Raw genomic sequence first — 13,377 nt, forward strand, 5'->3', positions numbered from 1 at the left:
GGTGACATCCCCCGCACCTTCCCCCGTGAAGCGGCGCCGCCCCGACTGGGCCGGCCGCAATTACACCCTGCTGACCACCGCCGCGGTCATCACGGGTGTGGGCAGCAGCAGTGCCCTCATCGCCACCTCGTTCGCGGTGCTCCAGCAAGGCGGGGACGGTGGGGACATCGGCCTCGTCGCCGCCGCCCGCACCCTCCCGCTGGTGGTCTTCATCCTGATCGGCGGGGCGGTCGCGGACCGGATACCGCGCCACCGGGTGATGGTCGCGGCCAACGCGCTCAACTGCGTCTCCCAGGCGGCCTTCGCCGTGCTGGTGCTGACCGGCACCGCCGAGCTCTGGCAGATGATGGTCCTCACCGCGCTCTGCGGCACCGGACAGGCCTTCTTCAACCCGGCCGCCGAGGGGATGCTGATGTCCTCCGTCACCCCGGAGCAGGCGGGCCGGGCCTTCTCCTTCTTCCGCATGTCGTCCCAGGGCGCGGGCATCGGCGGGGCCGCCCTCGGCGGGGTCATGGCCTCGGCGGTGGACCCCGGTTGGGTACTGGCCCTGGACGCGGCGGGCTTCGCGGTCGCCGGGGGCCTGCGCGCCTTCCTCGACGTGAGCCACATACCCGCCCGCGAACCGGGCGGCGGCCTCCTCTCCGACATGCGGGAGGGGTGGCAGGAGTTCATCGGCCGCCCCTGGCTGTGGTCGATCGTGGCGCAGTTCTCGGTGGTCGTGGCAGTCGTCGGCGCCGCCGAGTCGGTCTACGGTCCGCTGGTCGCCCGCGACGAGTTCGGCGGCCCCGGCCCCTGGGGTACCGCCCTCGCCACGTTCGGTGTGGGCACGCTCGGCGGGGCGCTGCTGATGTCCCGGTGGAAGCCCCGGCGGCTGCTGCTCGCGGGCACGCTCGGCGTCTTCCCGCTGGCCCTCCCCTCGGCGGCGCTCGCCGTGCCGTTGCCGGTGGCGGGGCTCTGCGCCGTGATGTTCGTGAGCGGCGTCGCCATAGAGGTGTTCGGGGTGTCCTGGATGACGACGATGCATCAGGAGATCCCCGAGGACAAGCTGTCCCGGGTCTCGGCGTACGACTGGTTCGGATCCGTCGCGATGCTGCCGCTCGCCACGGCGGTGGCCGGCCCGGTCGAGGGGCTCGTCGGGCGGGGTACCGCGCTGTGGGGGTGCGCCGCGCTGGTGCTGATCATGACCGCGCTGGTGCTGCTCGTACCGGACGTGCGGAACATGACCCGGCGCGAGCACACCGAGCCCGTCACGGCGGCCGGACCCGGTTCCGAGGGCTCTCCCCTCCCCCTGCCCGCCGGTGCCCCGCCCGTCGCTTCCTCAGCCGATGCTGAAGGCGCCCGCGGGCGGCTCGGGTGAGGCGACGGCGTCGGTGTCGCCGACCGGCTCCGCCCGGCCGATCAGGCGGGTGAGCGCCGGACCGTGCTCGACCCGGGCGGGGAACGCGTCACCGGCGCACCGCCGGGTGAGCGCGGCGGTGTCCAGGGGCGCGTGCGCGGCCAGCAGGACGACGTTCCCGAAGCGCCGGCCGCGCAGCACGGCGGGCTCGGCGATGACCGCCAGCTCGGAGAAGACGGTGGCGAAGCCGGCGAGCTGGGAGCGGAGGAAACCGAAGGGCGCGCTGTCGGCGAGGTTGGCGGCGTAGATCCCGTCCTCGCGCAGGGCACGGGCGGCGGCCCGCGCGTACTCGACCGAGGTGAGGTGGGCCGGGACGCGGGACCCGCCGAAGACGTCGGCGATCAGTACGTCGACAGTTCCCGGAGCGGTCCGCTCCAGCAGCTCCCGGGCGTCCTCGGCGTGCACGGTGATGCCGCTGCCGTCGGTCAGCGGGAGTTGCTCCGCCACCAGCTCCAGCAGTCCCCGGTCGGCCTCGGCGACCCACTGCCGGGAGCCGGGCCGGGTGGCGGCGGTGTAGCGCGGCAGGGTCAGCGCCCCGCCGCCCAGGTGCAGGACGTCGAGCGGTTCGCCCGGGTCCGCGACGGTGTCCAGCACGTGCGCGAGCCGTTGGACGTACTCGAACTCCAGGTGCGCGGGGTCGTCCAGGTCCACGTACGACTGTGGGGCCCCGTCGACCGTGAGCAGCCACGCGCGGTCCCGGTCCACGTCGGGCAGCAGGCGGGCGGTGCCGCAGTCGACATCGCGGATGACGGGTATCGGCTCGTTCACTCCCCCATTGTGAGGCGTCCGGCGGTGCGCCACGAACGACGGGCCCGCCTCCCCCGGGTGAGGAAGACGGGCCCCGGCGCATGCCGCCGCCGTCAGAGCAGCGCGGTGACGGTGCCGGCGCCGACCGTACGGCCGCCCTCACGGATCGCGAAGCCGAGCCCGGGCTCCAGCGGGACGTCCCGGCCGAGCTCCACGGTCATGGTGACCGTCTCCCCCGGGCGCGCCGCCCCGGCCGCACCCAGGTCCACGTCACCGACCACGTCCGCCGTACGGATGTAGAACTGCGGCCGGTACCCGGTGGCGACCGAGGTGGTACGGCCGCCCTCGCGGGCGGACAGGACGTACACCTGCGCGGTGAAACGGCGGGTCGGGACGACGCTGCCCGGCGCGGCCACGACGTGGCCCCGGCGGACGCGGTCGCGCTCCACCCCGCGCAGCAGCAGGGCGACGTTGTCCCCGGCCTGCGCGGACTCCATGGGCCTGCCGAAGGTCTCCAGTCCGGTGACCACCGTCTCCGCGTCCGCGCCCAGCACCTGGACCCGGTCACCGATGCGTACGGTGCCGCGCTCGACCGCGCCGGTGACGACGGTGCCGCGCCCGGTGATGGTGAGGACGTTCTCCACCGGCAGCAGGAAGGGCGCGTCGGTGTAGCGCACCGGCATCGGCACGTACGTGTCCACCGCGTCGAGCAGCCCCTCGATCGCGGCCGTCCAGCGCGGTTCGCCCTCCAGCGCCCCGAGCCCGGAGACCTGGACGACGGGCACGGTGTCGCCTCCGTATCCGTGGGCCGAGAGCAGGTCGCGCACCTCCAGTTCCACCAGTTCGGCCAGCTCGGGGTCGGCGGCGTCGGCCTTGTTGAGGGCGACGACGATGTGGTCGACGCCGACCTGACGGGCCAGCAGCACGTGCTCGGCGGTCTGCGGCATGACGCCGTCGAGCGCGGAGACGACGAGGATCGCCCCGTCGAGCTGGGCGGCTCCGGTGACCATGTTTTTGACGTAGTCGGCATGGCCCGGCATGTCGACGTGGGCGTAGTGCCGGGTGTCGGTCTCGTACTCGACGTGCGAGAGGTTGATGGTGATGCCGCGCCGGCTCTCCTCGGGGGCGCGGTCGATCCGGTCGAACGCGACGTACGAGGTGGCGGCGCCCAGCCGCGCGCTCAGCACCTTGGTGATGGCGGCGGTGAGGGTGGTCTTGCCGTGGTCGACATGACCCATGGTTCCGATGTTGAGGTGGGGCTTGGTGCGGACGAATGCCGTCTTGGGCATGGCTCGTTCCTTGGTTTCGAAGCCGTGAGAAGGGACCCCTGTGCCCGTCCGACCCTCCCCTCGCGGGGTCCGCCGGACAGTCGGAGGAGGGTCAGCTTCGGGCGCCGCCGAGCGACGCCGGGGCGGCGGAGGCGGCTGCGACGGGGAGTGCCGCCGCGAGGGGTGCCGCCGCGAGGGGTGCCGCCGCGAGGGGTGCCGTGGTGGTCGCGGCAGCCTTCGGCGCGTCCGCGACTGCGGACGGCGCTGCGAGGAAGGCGTACCGGGACATGTCTGGATGATGGCCGGTCGGCGGCGGCGCGTCGACAGGTTTTCCGGGTGCGGTCCGGCGCGTGCCGGGCGCGGTGGGCACGGGCCGGCCGGCTCACCTGTCGGTCCCGTCGGACAGCCGACCCTGTCGGATCGTCAGATCATCACGCGTACATTACGGCGATCACATGCCCCTTTCCGTTACTCTCCCCAAATGTTCGAACCCGTCCCCGCGGCCCGTCCCCGCAACGGTCCGGCCCTGCGCCTTTCGAAGGCGCTGCTGTCCCCCTGGTCCCGGTTCTCGCTGCTCGTGGTGGTGCTGGCCGCCGCCGCGTCGGCCATGCTGCTCCTCGACCCGCAGCGGATGCTCTCCTCCGGCTGGCCGTCCCAGCTGACGGGCGGCACAGCGGCCCTGCTCTTCGGGCTGGCGTACGGCGTCTCCACCGTGGCCTTCGCGCCGCGCCCTCTCCTCAACCTGGCGGCGGGGGCGCTCTTCGGTACGCAGGCGGGTCTGGCCGCTGCCCTGGCGGGCACGGTGCTCGGGGCCGGCACCTCCTTCCTGCTCGGCCGGGTACTGGGGCAGGACGCGCTGCGCACCCTGGTGCGCGGGCGCTGGCTGAAGGCGGCGGACTCCCTGCTGAGCCGGCACGGCTTCCGCTCCATGCTGGCGCTCCGGCTCTTCCCGGGCGTGCCGTTCGCCGCGGCCAACTACTGCGCGGCCACCTCCCGGATGCGGTACGCGCCGTTCCTGCTGGCGACCGGGCTCGGGTCCATCCCCAACACGGCCGCCTACGTCGTCGCCGGCAGCGAGGCGGCCTCGCCCACGTCCCCCGCGTTCCTGGCCGCCACGGGTTTCATCGTGCTGTCGGCCGTCGGAGGCGCGCTGGTCGCCTGGCGCAAACGCCACCGGTTCGGCAAGGCCGCCTGAACCCGCGCCCGGCGGCGCGGCAGGGGGCCGGGCGGGGGCAGGGGACGAGTCGTTCACCCGCAGGCGATACCCTGCGGCCGACGACAAAAGATCTCCGAGGCTTGCGCCTTGCCCTTTTCTGACCGTATTCGCACGCTGCCGGCGTCCTCCATGTCGCGCGGCCGTAGCCTGATCACCTCCGGGATGGCCGAAGCCCCATGAGCTGGTTCGAATCATTCGTCCTGGGGTTCGTGCAGGGACTTACCGAGTTCCTGCCGATCTCCTCCAGCGCACACCTGCGGCTGACCGCCGCTTTCGCCGGGTGGCACGACCCCGGCGCCGCGTTCACCGCCATCACCCAGATCGGCACGGAAGCGGCGGTGATCATCTACTTCCGCAAGGACATCGCCCGCATCATCTCGTCCTGGTTCCGCTCGCTCTTCGACCGCGAGATGCGCAGCAACCACGACGCCCAGATGGGCTGGCTGGTCATCGTCGGCTCGATCCCGATCGGCGTGCTCGGGGTGACGTTCAAGGACCAGATCGAGGGCCCCTTCCGTGATCTCCGCCTGATCGCGACGACGCTGATCGTCATGGGCATCGTCCTCGGCATCGCGGACCGGCTCGCGGCCCGCGACGAGGCCGGCGGCAAGCATCGCGCCGCCAAGGAGCGCAAGTCGCTCCAGGACCTCGGGGTACGTGACGGTCTGATCTACGGAATCTGCCAGGCGATGGCCCTGATCCCGGGAGTCTCCCGCTCGGGCGCCACCATCAGCGGTGGTCTGCTGATGGGCTACACCCGCGAGGCCGCGGCCCGTTACTCCTTCCTGCTGGCCATCCCCGCGGTCCTGGCCTCCGGCGTCTTCGAGCTCAAGGACGCGGGCGAGGGCCACGTCTCCTGGGGTCCGACGATCTTCGCGACCCTGGTCGCGTTCGTGGTCGGTTACGTGGTCATCTCGTGGTTCATGAAGTTCATCTCCTCCAAGAGCTTCATGCCCTTCGTCTACTACCGGGTGGTCCTCGGCATCGTGCTCTTCGCCCTGGTCACGGCAGGCGTGCTGAGCCCCCACGCGGGCGAGTCGGCGGGCTGACCAAACGCAGCGGAGAGCCGGGGCGGGACCGCCACCCGAAAGGGTGCGAGGCGGACCCGCCCCGGCTTTCGCGTACGGAAGTCCCGGGGAGAGCGCGGACTCTACGGTGTCAGCACGATTCTGCCGAAGACCTCACCCGCGTCCATCTTCCGGTGCGCGGGCACGGCTGCCTCCAGGGGCAGCACTTCGTGCACCACCGTCTCGATGTCGCCGCGGCCGGCTGCGGCGAACTGCTCGCCGCGTACCGCCCGCAGGTCGGCCCGGGTGACGGTGGCCGCGCTGAAAGCGGCGAAGGACATCGACTTCTGGAACGCCGCCATGATCTTCGTACCGAAGTCGGCGGGCGGCAGGCCCCCGACAGCGCCCACGGCCACCATGCGGCCGTTCGGGTTGAGCCGGTCGAAGAACGAGGGCATGTCCCGGCCGGCCACGACGTCGATGATGACGTCGTAGCCCGCGGGAGCGCCTTGCCCTCCGTCGCCGGAGCGCTCCAGTACATGGGTCGCGCCGAGGCGGCGCAGTCGTTCGCCGCGTTCGGTGGACGATGTCGTCACCGCCACCGCGGCGGCACCACCGCGGGCGGCGAGCTGCACGGCCGTGATCCCGATGCTGCCGGCCGCGCCGCGCACCAGGACCGTCTCCCCGGGAGCGAAATGGGCATGCCGGAGCCCGAAGTGCGACACCACGCCGGCGCTGCCGAGTGTCACCGCGTCGACGGCGGACAGGTCGCCGGGCAGGGGAAGGATCTCCTCGACCGGCACGACGGCCTGCTCGGCGTAGCCTCCGCCGGTGCCGGTGGAGCCCCACACCCGGCGGCCGGTCCACGAGGTGTCGACACCGTCGCCGACCGCGATCACCCTGCCCGCCACCTCGCCACCCGGAACGTGCCCCTCCTTGAACCCGTAGGCGGCCAGAGCCCCGCTCCGGATCAGGGTGTCCGCACCGGAGACGCCCACCGCCTCGACAGCGATCAGCACCTGCCCGGCGGCAGGCACGGGTACCGGCAGGTCGATCACGGCCAGACCTTCCGGACCTCCGAACGCCTGGATGGCGATTGCCTTCATGTCGTCTCCGTGTTCCCGGATCGCTGGGACACGATCCGTGCCTCGTCCACCACCGGTCACCGATCGGCGGAAGGGACCGCCTCGCACCGTTGCCCCGGTGGGCCCCGGCGCCGCGCTCCTCACCCTTCGGACGGTAACGAACGCCCCCGTCCGCCTGGCTAAAGTGAGAGCGGTGACCGATCTTTTGCCTCACACCCCGCGTTCCGACGCGCTGGACAATCGCGGACGCATCCTCGACGCGGCCAGGGCACTGTTCTCCGCCGAGGGCCTGGACGTGCCGCTGCGGAAGATCGCACGTCGTGCCGGGGTGGGGCCCGCCACCTTGTACCGGCACTTCCCGACCAAGCGGACGCTGGTCGCCGACGCGTTCGCGGAACAGCTGCACGCGTGCCGCGCCATCGTCGACGAGGGGTGCGCGCATCCTGATCCGTGGCACGGCCTGTGCCTGGTGATCGAGAGGATCTGCGAGCTGCACGCCCGCGACCGGGGCTTCACCGAGGCTTTCCTGTCGGCTTTCCCGGGGACGACGGATGTCGCGGCCGGCCGTGAGTACACGGTGCGGGCGGTCGCCGGACTCGCCGAGCGGGCCAAGGAAGCAGGACGTCTGCGGGCCGACTTCGTGCTGGACGACCTGGTTCTCGTACTCATGGCCAACAAGGGGATCAACGCCACGACGGAGACCACCCGGATCACGGCCTCGCGGCGCTTCGCGGCGCTGGCGATCCAGGCGCTGGAGGCCTGCCCCCACCACGCACCCCTGCCGCCGATGAACGGGGGGACCACGGTGCGGCCCACTCAGGCGTAGACTCGAATTAATGTTCGATAACTTGCCAAGCCCCTGTTCTTCGCGGCGCCCGCTACGCCCACGCCCACCGGCCCGACCGCACACCGCCCTCCTGCGCCGATCCCGCGCCCGGCGCACCCTGGACTCATGAGCGCGCCGATCAGCATCCACCGCCCTTCCCCCGCCGGTGGTCGGCGTGTCACCATCCGGGGGCAGATCGCGGGGCTCGCGACGGGCGACTCCGACGTGGTCGAGTTCCTCCGGCGGGCAGGGCTCCACGATGCCGAGCGGCTGCTCGACGACCCCCGGTGGGTCGAGTGGCAGGGCGGCCGGCCCCACCGCTACGAAGCGGCCTGACCTCGGCGCTGCCCGTCACCCCGGCCCGGCCCGGTGGATCCGGTGCTGGGCGACGAGTTCGACGGTGATCGCCACCGCGATCGCCTGCACGGCCATCAGCGCGACCAGCACGAAGAGCTGGACCGCGCCCGCCATGAGCGGACTCGCGCCCCCCAGCAGCATCCCGACGAACGCGCCGGGAAGCGTCACCAGCCCCACGGTCCGGGTCTGATCGAGGCCGGGCAACAACGCGTCGGACGCGGAGGGCCGCGCGATCTCCAGCCGGGCGTCCCGGTCCGGGAACCCGAGGGCCATGGCCGCCTCCACCTCGCCCCGCCGCTGCTCCAGCTCGTCCAGGGCCCGCCGCCCGGCCTGGACGGTCACCGTGAGCGCCCCGCCGATGAGGATTCCGGTGACCGGGATCAGCGCGAGGCCCCTCACCGGTACGAGTCCGGTCAGCAGCAGCGAGGCGACCACCGGCACCACCCCGGCGGCGATCGGCACGCACGCCAGCCACCAGGTGTGGTTGCCGGTGATCCGGCGCCCGGCCGTGCGCACCGCGACCGAGAACATGACGACCAGGAACGTCAGCAGCCCGAGGACCTGGTGGACCGCCCAGGCGATGACGAGGGAGACCGCGGCGAGCTGGACCGCCGCACGCACCCCGGCGATCAGAATCTCCCGGGCCCGGTGCGTCCGGTCGTCCGGGGAGAGGTGGCAGAGCCCCGCCACGGCCGCCGCCACCAGCGCGAGCGCACCCAGCAGGACGCCGAGGGTGAGATTGACCGGGAGAAGAGATGCCGCGCTCAGAGTCACCGGACCACCCTATGGGCCCTGTGGGAGACCGCCGAGCAGGGCCGGAGGCAGGGACTCGTACGGTGGTTACGGGGTGTCGCCCTGCCAGTCCCACCGGTGGAGATCGCCCCGGCGCGGGCCGTACTCGGCACGGCCACCCGGGCCGTACGCTCCTATCTCCGTGATCAGGGCCGCCCCCTCGGACAGCGCCGTCTCCGACCATCCGGTCACGTCGAGGAGCAGCCCGTCCAGGGGGCCGCCCACCAGCTCACGGTAGGTGTGCCCGGGGCGTGGTCCGGGGTCCGGGTCCTCATGGTCGGCGCCGTACACCCGACGCCGCATCAGCTCGTCCATACGGGCAGGATCGCACCCACCACTGACAACCGCAGTGCGCGGACCGCTCACCGCGCTCCGGACCGTCGTCGGGCTTCCCCCACGGCACCCGTGTCCGGGTGATCCCGAACGGCCGTCGGGCCCCGTCCACCCGGCCGGCGGACGCCGTGCACCGGGCCGTTCCCCCGCGGCACGGTCCGACCGGTGGCCTTCCTGGTACCTGACGGCGGGTTCGCGGTTCGGTCGCGCGGCGCGGACAGGAACGCGATGGAGCCAGGACACTGCGCAGGTGACTGATCGAATCGGCCTGGCCACGTCGACGGCGGGCGTTCTGGTCTCCCTCACGCTCGTCACCGGCGCGGTGCGGGCATATCTGGACGGAGACGATTCAGGCTGGTTCATCGCTGGTGCGGTGCTGCTTCAGGTGGCGACGCTCCGGCGACTCGTGCGTGAGGTTCACAGGCGCCGTAGCGCGGCGGCCCGGCCGCCCGGCGACGGCGAATCCAAGCGAACTGACCGGCACTCCGTCCCCGGCTGTCCCCGACCGTCCCGCCTCTTACGGGCCGCCACCCACACCGTTGGCCGTGCGAGGGTCAGGTGGGCACGGTCCGGCGCGACCGACGGCGCCGGGACCGCGCCGGACCGACGTCCGGTCAGGAGCACTTCATGTCAGGGTTGATGAGGGCGAGGCCACTGACCTTGTCCCCGTCGGTGGTGAACTCGTACGCCCAGTCCTTCTTTCCGTCGACGGGCACGCTGTACCGGCCGTCCTCGGCCAGTACGAGGCCGTGGGAGTCATAGGCGTGCTCGAGCTCTGCGAGGGTGGACCCTGCACCGATGCCCTCGGCCGTCCGTGCGGCGGCCGGAACGGCGAGTTCGCGCAGCCCGGCGGAGCCGAAGGAGACCCGGCCTTGCGCCAGGAACGCCTTGCCCAGGTCCTCGCGCAGCTTCATGACGTCCGCCTGGGCCTGTGCCGCGTCCGCGATGGCCCTGGTGTCGGCCTGCAGTTTCGCGGCCGACCGCGCCGCGCGCTCGGCGAACTCCGCGGACTGAGCCGCGGAGGCGTTCGGCGGCAGGGTCGGCAGCGGGTCCTCGGCAGTGGCTGCCTGGTCCGCCTTCGCGTCGAGTTCCTCGAGCTTCGCCTCGGCCTCGGCCTCCGCCGCCATCCGGGCAGTGTCCTCGGAGGGCCGGCCGGCGGCCGACCCCGTGAAGGTGAAGTCGGTGCAGCCGCCGAGCAGCGAGATCGCCGTCGTCTCCAGAGTGCCGCCGGCCAGCGCGGCGTCCTTGCTCATGCCTGGCGTCAGGCCGCGGTAGCCGTTCTCCGTGAGCACCTCGGCCTTCGGGGAGGCCCCCGCTGCGGATCGGCCGTCCCCGCCGTCCGAGGAACAGGCCGCCGTACCGGCGGTCATCACGAGGGCCACCAGTCCGGCGCCGACCATCCGGGGGGCGCGGGTCACGTTCGTCATTTCTCTCCAGGGTGGGGCCCCGCCGCCGACCGCCCGGCGGTGGTACGCGCGAAGGGCCGACGGGCCGAATCCCACGCAGCACGTGCGATGGGCGCGGTGGGTATCGGCGTACCGGCAGATCATTCATGCACGGTGCAAGCAATTTAGCAGATGTCGTGATCATGATCCGCTGGCCAGGACGTCGTGTCACCTGGTTCTCGTCGGTGGCGAGCGAGGACTGCCGCCATGCCGACGGAGGCGAGAAGCGCTCGGCTTTCGTTCGCCGCGACGGTGGAGGCGTCGGCGGCAGGGCCGACCGGAAGACGGCTCGTCCGTCCGGGGCCACACGGTGGAGCCGGGCGCGGACCCGGACCGCGCTCCCCCGGGCGAACCGCCGGGACAGCGCCCACGACTCGTCCGGCATCAACCGCTCGACCGGGCCCGTCACGCACGGACGGATGAGCACGTACGCCATGAGGAACGATGTCACGGGGCAGCCCTCGTGTCCGAGTCCCGTGACCGTCGCTCCCCGTCAGGCGTACGAGGACAAGACCGCGCGGTGGGTGGAAGCGTGGCCGGCCCTCAGCGAGCCACCGTGCCCACAGGACTCGGACGCCGGCGGCGAGGAAAGCACCTCAGCACGGTCGGGCCCGCGTGGACGTACCGGTCCGGGCTACCAACGGCGGCGCTGTGCGACCGGGTTGAACTTGGCGGTGAGCGCCGAGAGGAACGTCGGGAGCTTGTCGACCATGGCCTTGGGGACCGGGGTCGTCTGGACGGCGCCCGTCCTCACGTTCTGGACGACGAGGGCGTAGGTACCGTTCTCCTCGACGAGTTCGGCGGCGAAGAGCAGTCTCTGCGTGGCGGTCTCCATCAGAACTCCTGAGCGGGGGCGGGGTCGTTGAGCCAGGCGGTCCACTCCTTGGTGGCCTGCTGCTCGTCGGCGTGTTCGGCGAACAGGTGGTGTCCGAGCCAGATCGGCACGTTCCAGGTACTGCCGTTGAAGAACCGGTACAGGGCGTCCGGGCCACGGAGGCCGACGAAGTCGGTGCTGAGCCAGTCGACGACCACCTCGACGGGTTCCTGGCCGGAGCCGGGGGCGAGGAGTGTGAACCGGTCGCCGACGGCGGCGTCCTCGGCGAGGCCGAGGCGTCGGCGCAGCTCGGCGAAGTCGGCCGGATCGGCGGTGGGTTCGGGGTGCTGGGACCTGACGTAGACGGCGGGGCGGCCGGCGAAGTGCCGGAGGTACTCGGCCAGGGCGTGCTGGTGGAAGTCCACGTACTTCTCGGCCACGTCCGTCTTGGCGTCCCAGTTCCAGGCGTCGTCGACGACGCCCGTGTGCACCCAGTGGATTCCCATCCGCAGGTGGCTCGTGCCGCCGTCGGCCGGTTCGACGCGGTAGCTGAGGGTGTTGGAGAACCCGCCGTCCTGGGTCGCCCGGACGGCCAAGTGGTGCGGGGGATCCCACGCCACGACCGTGGCGTCCCCCCGGGTCGCCCTGCCGCCCACGCGCGGCTCGATGTCCATCGGATAGAGCCAGCCGAGGTTGCCTGCGCCGGTGGCCACCGCGTCCCAGACCTGCTCGGGCGCGACGGGCAGGTCCTGCTCTCGGCGGACCTCGAACTCTCGGGCCATGGTCGGTACCGCTCCTTCGTCGTCGTTCATGGTCGGTGGATGAGCGGGAGGGCTGTCAGCCGCCGCTGCAGCGGGTTGTCACGCCATTCCGGCTCCGCCCCGTCCGCCAGTCGCAGCCCGGGCAGCCGGCGCGCCAGCGTGCCGATGGCCACCTCCGCCTGGAGTCTGGCCAGCGGGCCGCCGAGGCAGAAGTGCGGTCCGTGGCCGAAGCTCAGGTGGCGGTTGCCCGGGCGGCACAGGTCGAGCCGGTCGGGGTCCTCGAAGCGTTCGGGATCGCGGTTGGTCGCGCCGAGGAACAGGTACACCAACTCGCCCTCGCGCAGGGTCCGTCCGCCGATCTCCAGGTCCTCCGCCACCACCCGGACGATCGCCTGGGTCACCGTGTCGTAGCGGGCCAGTTCCTCGACCGCCCCGCGGATCAGGCCCGGCTCCGCGCACAGCCTGGCCCATTGGTCCGGGTTGCGCAGCAGGGCCAGCATGCCGTTGCTGATGAGGTGGGTGGTGGTCTCGTCCCCGGCGGTGATCAGGACGAAGCAGGTGGAGAGCAGTTCGGAGTCGGTGAGCCGGTCGTCCGTGGTCTGGGTGGCGACCAGGGCGCTGATCAGGTCGTCGCCCGGTTCGCGGCGGCGCTGCCGGATGAGCCCGGAGAGGTACTCCTCGTAAGCGTCGATCGCCGCCTCGGACTTGTCGATGTCCTCGCTGAGCCGGCCGAAGCGGCTGAACCAGCTCTTGACCTGCGGCCGGTCCTCGTCCGGAATGCCGAAGAGGTCACAGACGACGGACATCGGCAGGGGCGAGGCAACCGCCTCGATCAGTTCCACGGCCGGACCGGCCGCGACCGCCTCGTCGACGAGCCGGTCGACGATCCGCTGCACGCCGTCGCGCAGGGCTTCGACGCGCCGGGCGGTGAACGCCTTGTTGGCCAGTTTGCGCAGCCGGGCGTGGTCCGGCGGGTCGGTGTTGCTCATCACCCGGCCGAGTCGATCGGTGAGCCGGCTGAGGGCTTTGAGGTCGCCGCCGAGCGAGCTGTAGGCGCGGGTCATCCTGTCCCGGTCGTTGGACAGCCGCAGGTCGCCGAGGGCCGCCTCCACGTCGGCGTGGCGGGTGAGGTACCAGATGCCCTGGGGGCTGCGGTGGACCGGGTCGTCGCGCCGCATGCGGGCGTACAGCGGGTACGGGTCCCGCCGGGCTTCCGGGGTGAGCAGGGCCGCGGCCAGGCCGGCGGCATCCCGGCCTGGTGCGAGATGCGGGAACAGGAGTACGTGGGCGAGGAGCCGGCGGTGCGGGGGTCGGCGTACGTGGTCCGCCG

At 72.3% G+C, this 13,377-nt stretch carries 15 protein-coding genes; 5 read left to right on the forward strand and 10 right to left on the reverse strand.

Annotation, left to right across the window (positions count from 1 at the left end):
- The first annotated feature begins 1 nt into the window (after nucleotide 1).
- Nucleotides 2-1,357: an MFS transporter gene (locus tag ACWD3D_RS09070; protein ID WP_451460250.1), complete on the forward strand. Its 1,356-nt coding sequence runs from the start codon at nucleotides 2-4 to the stop codon at nucleotides 1,355-1,357.
- Here the strand turns inward: ACWD3D_RS09070 and ACWD3D_RS09075 are convergent.
- The 3 genes from ACWD3D_RS09075 to ACWD3D_RS09085 form a co-directional block, all read right to left on the reverse strand.
- Nucleotides 1,319-2,164, reverse strand: a complete 846-nt coding sequence (locus ACWD3D_RS09075) for a spermidine synthase (protein WP_451460251.1) — start codon at nucleotides 2,162-2,164, stop codon at nucleotides 1,319-1,321. The two genes, ACWD3D_RS09070 and ACWD3D_RS09075, sit on opposite strands and share 39 nt — an antisense overlap.
- 92 nt (nucleotides 2,165-2,256) lie before the next feature.
- The gene (tuf, locus tag ACWD3D_RS09080) at nucleotides 2,257-3,432 is read right to left on the reverse strand and encodes an elongation factor Tu (RefSeq protein ID WP_451460252.1); all 1,176 of its coding nucleotides are present in this window, start codon (nucleotides 3,430-3,432) and stop codon (nucleotides 2,257-2,259) included.
- A gap of 91 nt (nucleotides 3,433-3,523) precedes the next feature.
- Nucleotides 3,524-3,700: a hypothetical protein gene (locus tag ACWD3D_RS09085; RefSeq protein ID WP_451460253.1), complete on the reverse strand. Its 177-nt coding sequence runs from the start codon at nucleotides 3,698-3,700 to the stop codon at nucleotides 3,524-3,526.
- A gap of 192 nt (nucleotides 3,701-3,892) precedes the next feature.
- Here ACWD3D_RS09085 and ACWD3D_RS09090 point away from each other — a divergent pair, with 192 nt between their 5' ends.
- Together ACWD3D_RS09090 and ACWD3D_RS09095 are read left to right on the forward strand one after the other, a co-directional pair.
- Nucleotides 3,893-4,606: a TVP38/TMEM64 family protein gene (locus tag ACWD3D_RS09090; protein ID WP_451460254.1), complete on the forward strand. Its 714-nt coding sequence runs from the start codon at nucleotides 3,893-3,895 to the stop codon at nucleotides 4,604-4,606.
- Nucleotides 4,607-4,803: 197 nt separating this feature from the next.
- Nucleotides 4,804-5,676, forward strand: a complete 873-nt coding sequence (locus tag ACWD3D_RS09095) for an undecaprenyl-diphosphate phosphatase (protein ID WP_451460255.1) — start codon at nucleotides 4,804-4,806, stop codon at nucleotides 5,674-5,676.
- A gap of 101 nt (nucleotides 5,677-5,777) precedes the next feature.
- Here ACWD3D_RS09095 and ACWD3D_RS09100 read toward each other — a convergent pair whose 3' ends face one another.
- A complete protein-coding gene (locus ACWD3D_RS09100; RefSeq protein ID WP_451460256.1) occupies nucleotides 5,778-6,740 on the reverse strand; it encodes a zinc-binding dehydrogenase in 963 nt (320 codons plus the stop codon).
- Between the two features lie 172 nt (nucleotides 6,741-6,912).
- On the opposite strand from ACWD3D_RS09100, the gene ACWD3D_RS09105 reads away from it, so the two are divergent.
- Both ACWD3D_RS09105 and ACWD3D_RS09110 read left to right on the forward strand, forming a co-directional pair.
- Nucleotides 6,913-7,545 carry a TetR/AcrR family transcriptional regulator gene (locus tag ACWD3D_RS09105; protein WP_451460257.1) on the forward strand — a complete coding sequence of 211 codons (633 nt, stop codon included), beginning with the start codon at nucleotides 6,913-6,915 and terminating at the stop codon, nucleotides 7,543-7,545.
- A 126-nt stretch (nucleotides 7,546-7,671) separates the two neighbouring features.
- Nucleotides 7,672-7,881: a hypothetical protein gene (locus ACWD3D_RS09110; protein ID WP_451460258.1), complete on the forward strand. Its 210-nt coding sequence runs from the start codon at nucleotides 7,672-7,674 to the stop codon at nucleotides 7,879-7,881.
- 15 nt (nucleotides 7,882-7,896) lie between these two features.
- Here ACWD3D_RS09110 and ACWD3D_RS09115 read toward each other — a convergent pair whose 3' ends face one another.
- The 6 genes from ACWD3D_RS09115 to ACWD3D_RS09140 all read right to left on the reverse strand — a co-directional run bounded on the left by ACWD3D_RS09115 (nucleotide 7,897) and on the right by ACWD3D_RS09140 (nucleotide 13,324).
- Nucleotides 7,897-8,676 (reverse strand): ABC transporter permease, encoded by a 780-nt coding sequence (locus ACWD3D_RS09115; RefSeq protein WP_451460259.1) that lies wholly within the window; start codon nucleotides 8,674-8,676, stop codon nucleotides 7,897-7,899.
- A 66-nt stretch (nucleotides 8,677-8,742) separates the two neighbouring features.
- On the reverse strand, nucleotides 8,743-9,009 hold the full coding sequence (locus ACWD3D_RS09120) for a hypothetical protein (protein WP_451460260.1): 267 nt from the start codon (nucleotides 9,007-9,009) through the stop codon (nucleotides 8,743-8,745).
- A gap of 632 nt (nucleotides 9,010-9,641) precedes the next feature.
- Nucleotides 9,642-10,454 (reverse strand): hypothetical protein, encoded by an 813-nt coding sequence (locus tag ACWD3D_RS09125; protein WP_451460261.1) that lies wholly within the window; start codon nucleotides 10,452-10,454, stop codon nucleotides 9,642-9,644.
- A gap of 652 nt (nucleotides 10,455-11,106) precedes the next feature.
- On the reverse strand, nucleotides 11,107-11,307 hold the full coding sequence (locus tag ACWD3D_RS09130) for a hypothetical protein (RefSeq protein ID WP_451460262.1): 201 nt from the start codon (nucleotides 11,305-11,307) through the stop codon (nucleotides 11,107-11,109).
- Nucleotides 11,307-12,098 carry an SRPBCC domain-containing protein gene (locus tag ACWD3D_RS09135; RefSeq protein ID WP_451460263.1) on the reverse strand — a complete coding sequence of 264 codons (792 nt, stop codon included), beginning with the start codon at nucleotides 12,096-12,098 and terminating at the stop codon, nucleotides 11,307-11,309. The genes ACWD3D_RS09130 and ACWD3D_RS09135 overlap by 1 nt, the downstream gene beginning before the upstream one ends.
- Nucleotides 12,095-13,324 (reverse strand): cytochrome P450, encoded by a 1,230-nt coding sequence (locus ACWD3D_RS09140; protein WP_451460265.1) that lies wholly within the window; start codon nucleotides 13,322-13,324, stop codon nucleotides 12,095-12,097. The genes ACWD3D_RS09135 and ACWD3D_RS09140 overlap by 4 nt, the downstream gene beginning before the upstream one ends.
- Between the last annotated feature and the right edge of the window lie 53 nt (nucleotides 13,325-13,377).

The sequence above is a fragment of the Streptomyces sp. NPDC002690 genome (assembly GCF_053592415.1).

Bases quoted from the DNA above. Each gene is read 5' to 3' on its own strand.
- ACWD3D_RS09100 (WP_451460256.1), bottom strand. From the start codon at position 6,740: ATGAAGGCAATCGCCATCCAGGCGTTCGGAGGTCCGGAAGGTCTGGCC.
- tuf (WP_451460252.1), bottom strand. From the start codon at position 3,432: ATGCCCAAGACGGCATTCGTCCGCACCAAGCCCCACCTCAACATCGGA.
- ACWD3D_RS09130 (WP_451460262.1), bottom strand. From the start codon at position 11,307: ATGGAGACCGCCACGCAGAGACTGCTCTTCGCCGCCGAACTCGTCGAG.
- ACWD3D_RS09085 (WP_451460253.1), bottom strand. From the start codon at position 3,700: ATGTCCCGGTACGCCTTCCTCGCAGCGCCGTCCGCAGTCGCGGACGCG.
- ACWD3D_RS09120 (WP_451460260.1), bottom strand. From the start codon at position 9,009: ATGGACGAGCTGATGCGGCGTCGGGTGTACGGCGCCGACCATGAGGAC.
- ACWD3D_RS09095 (WP_451460255.1), top strand. From the start codon at position 4,804: ATGAGCTGGTTCGAATCATTCGTCCTGGGGTTCGTGCAGGGACTTACC.
- ACWD3D_RS09135 (WP_451460263.1), bottom strand. From the start codon at position 12,098: ATGAACGACGACGAAGGAGCGGTACCGACCATGGCCCGAGAGTTCGAG.
- ACWD3D_RS09125 (WP_451460261.1), bottom strand. From the start codon at position 10,454: ATGACGAACGTGACCCGCGCCCCCCGGATGGTCGGCGCCGGACTGGTG.
- ACWD3D_RS09090 (WP_451460254.1), top strand. From the start codon at position 3,893: ATGTTCGAACCCGTCCCCGCGGCCCGTCCCCGCAACGGTCCGGCCCTG.
- ACWD3D_RS09110 (WP_451460258.1), top strand. From the start codon at position 7,672: ATGAGCGCGCCGATCAGCATCCACCGCCCTTCCCCCGCCGGTGGTCGG.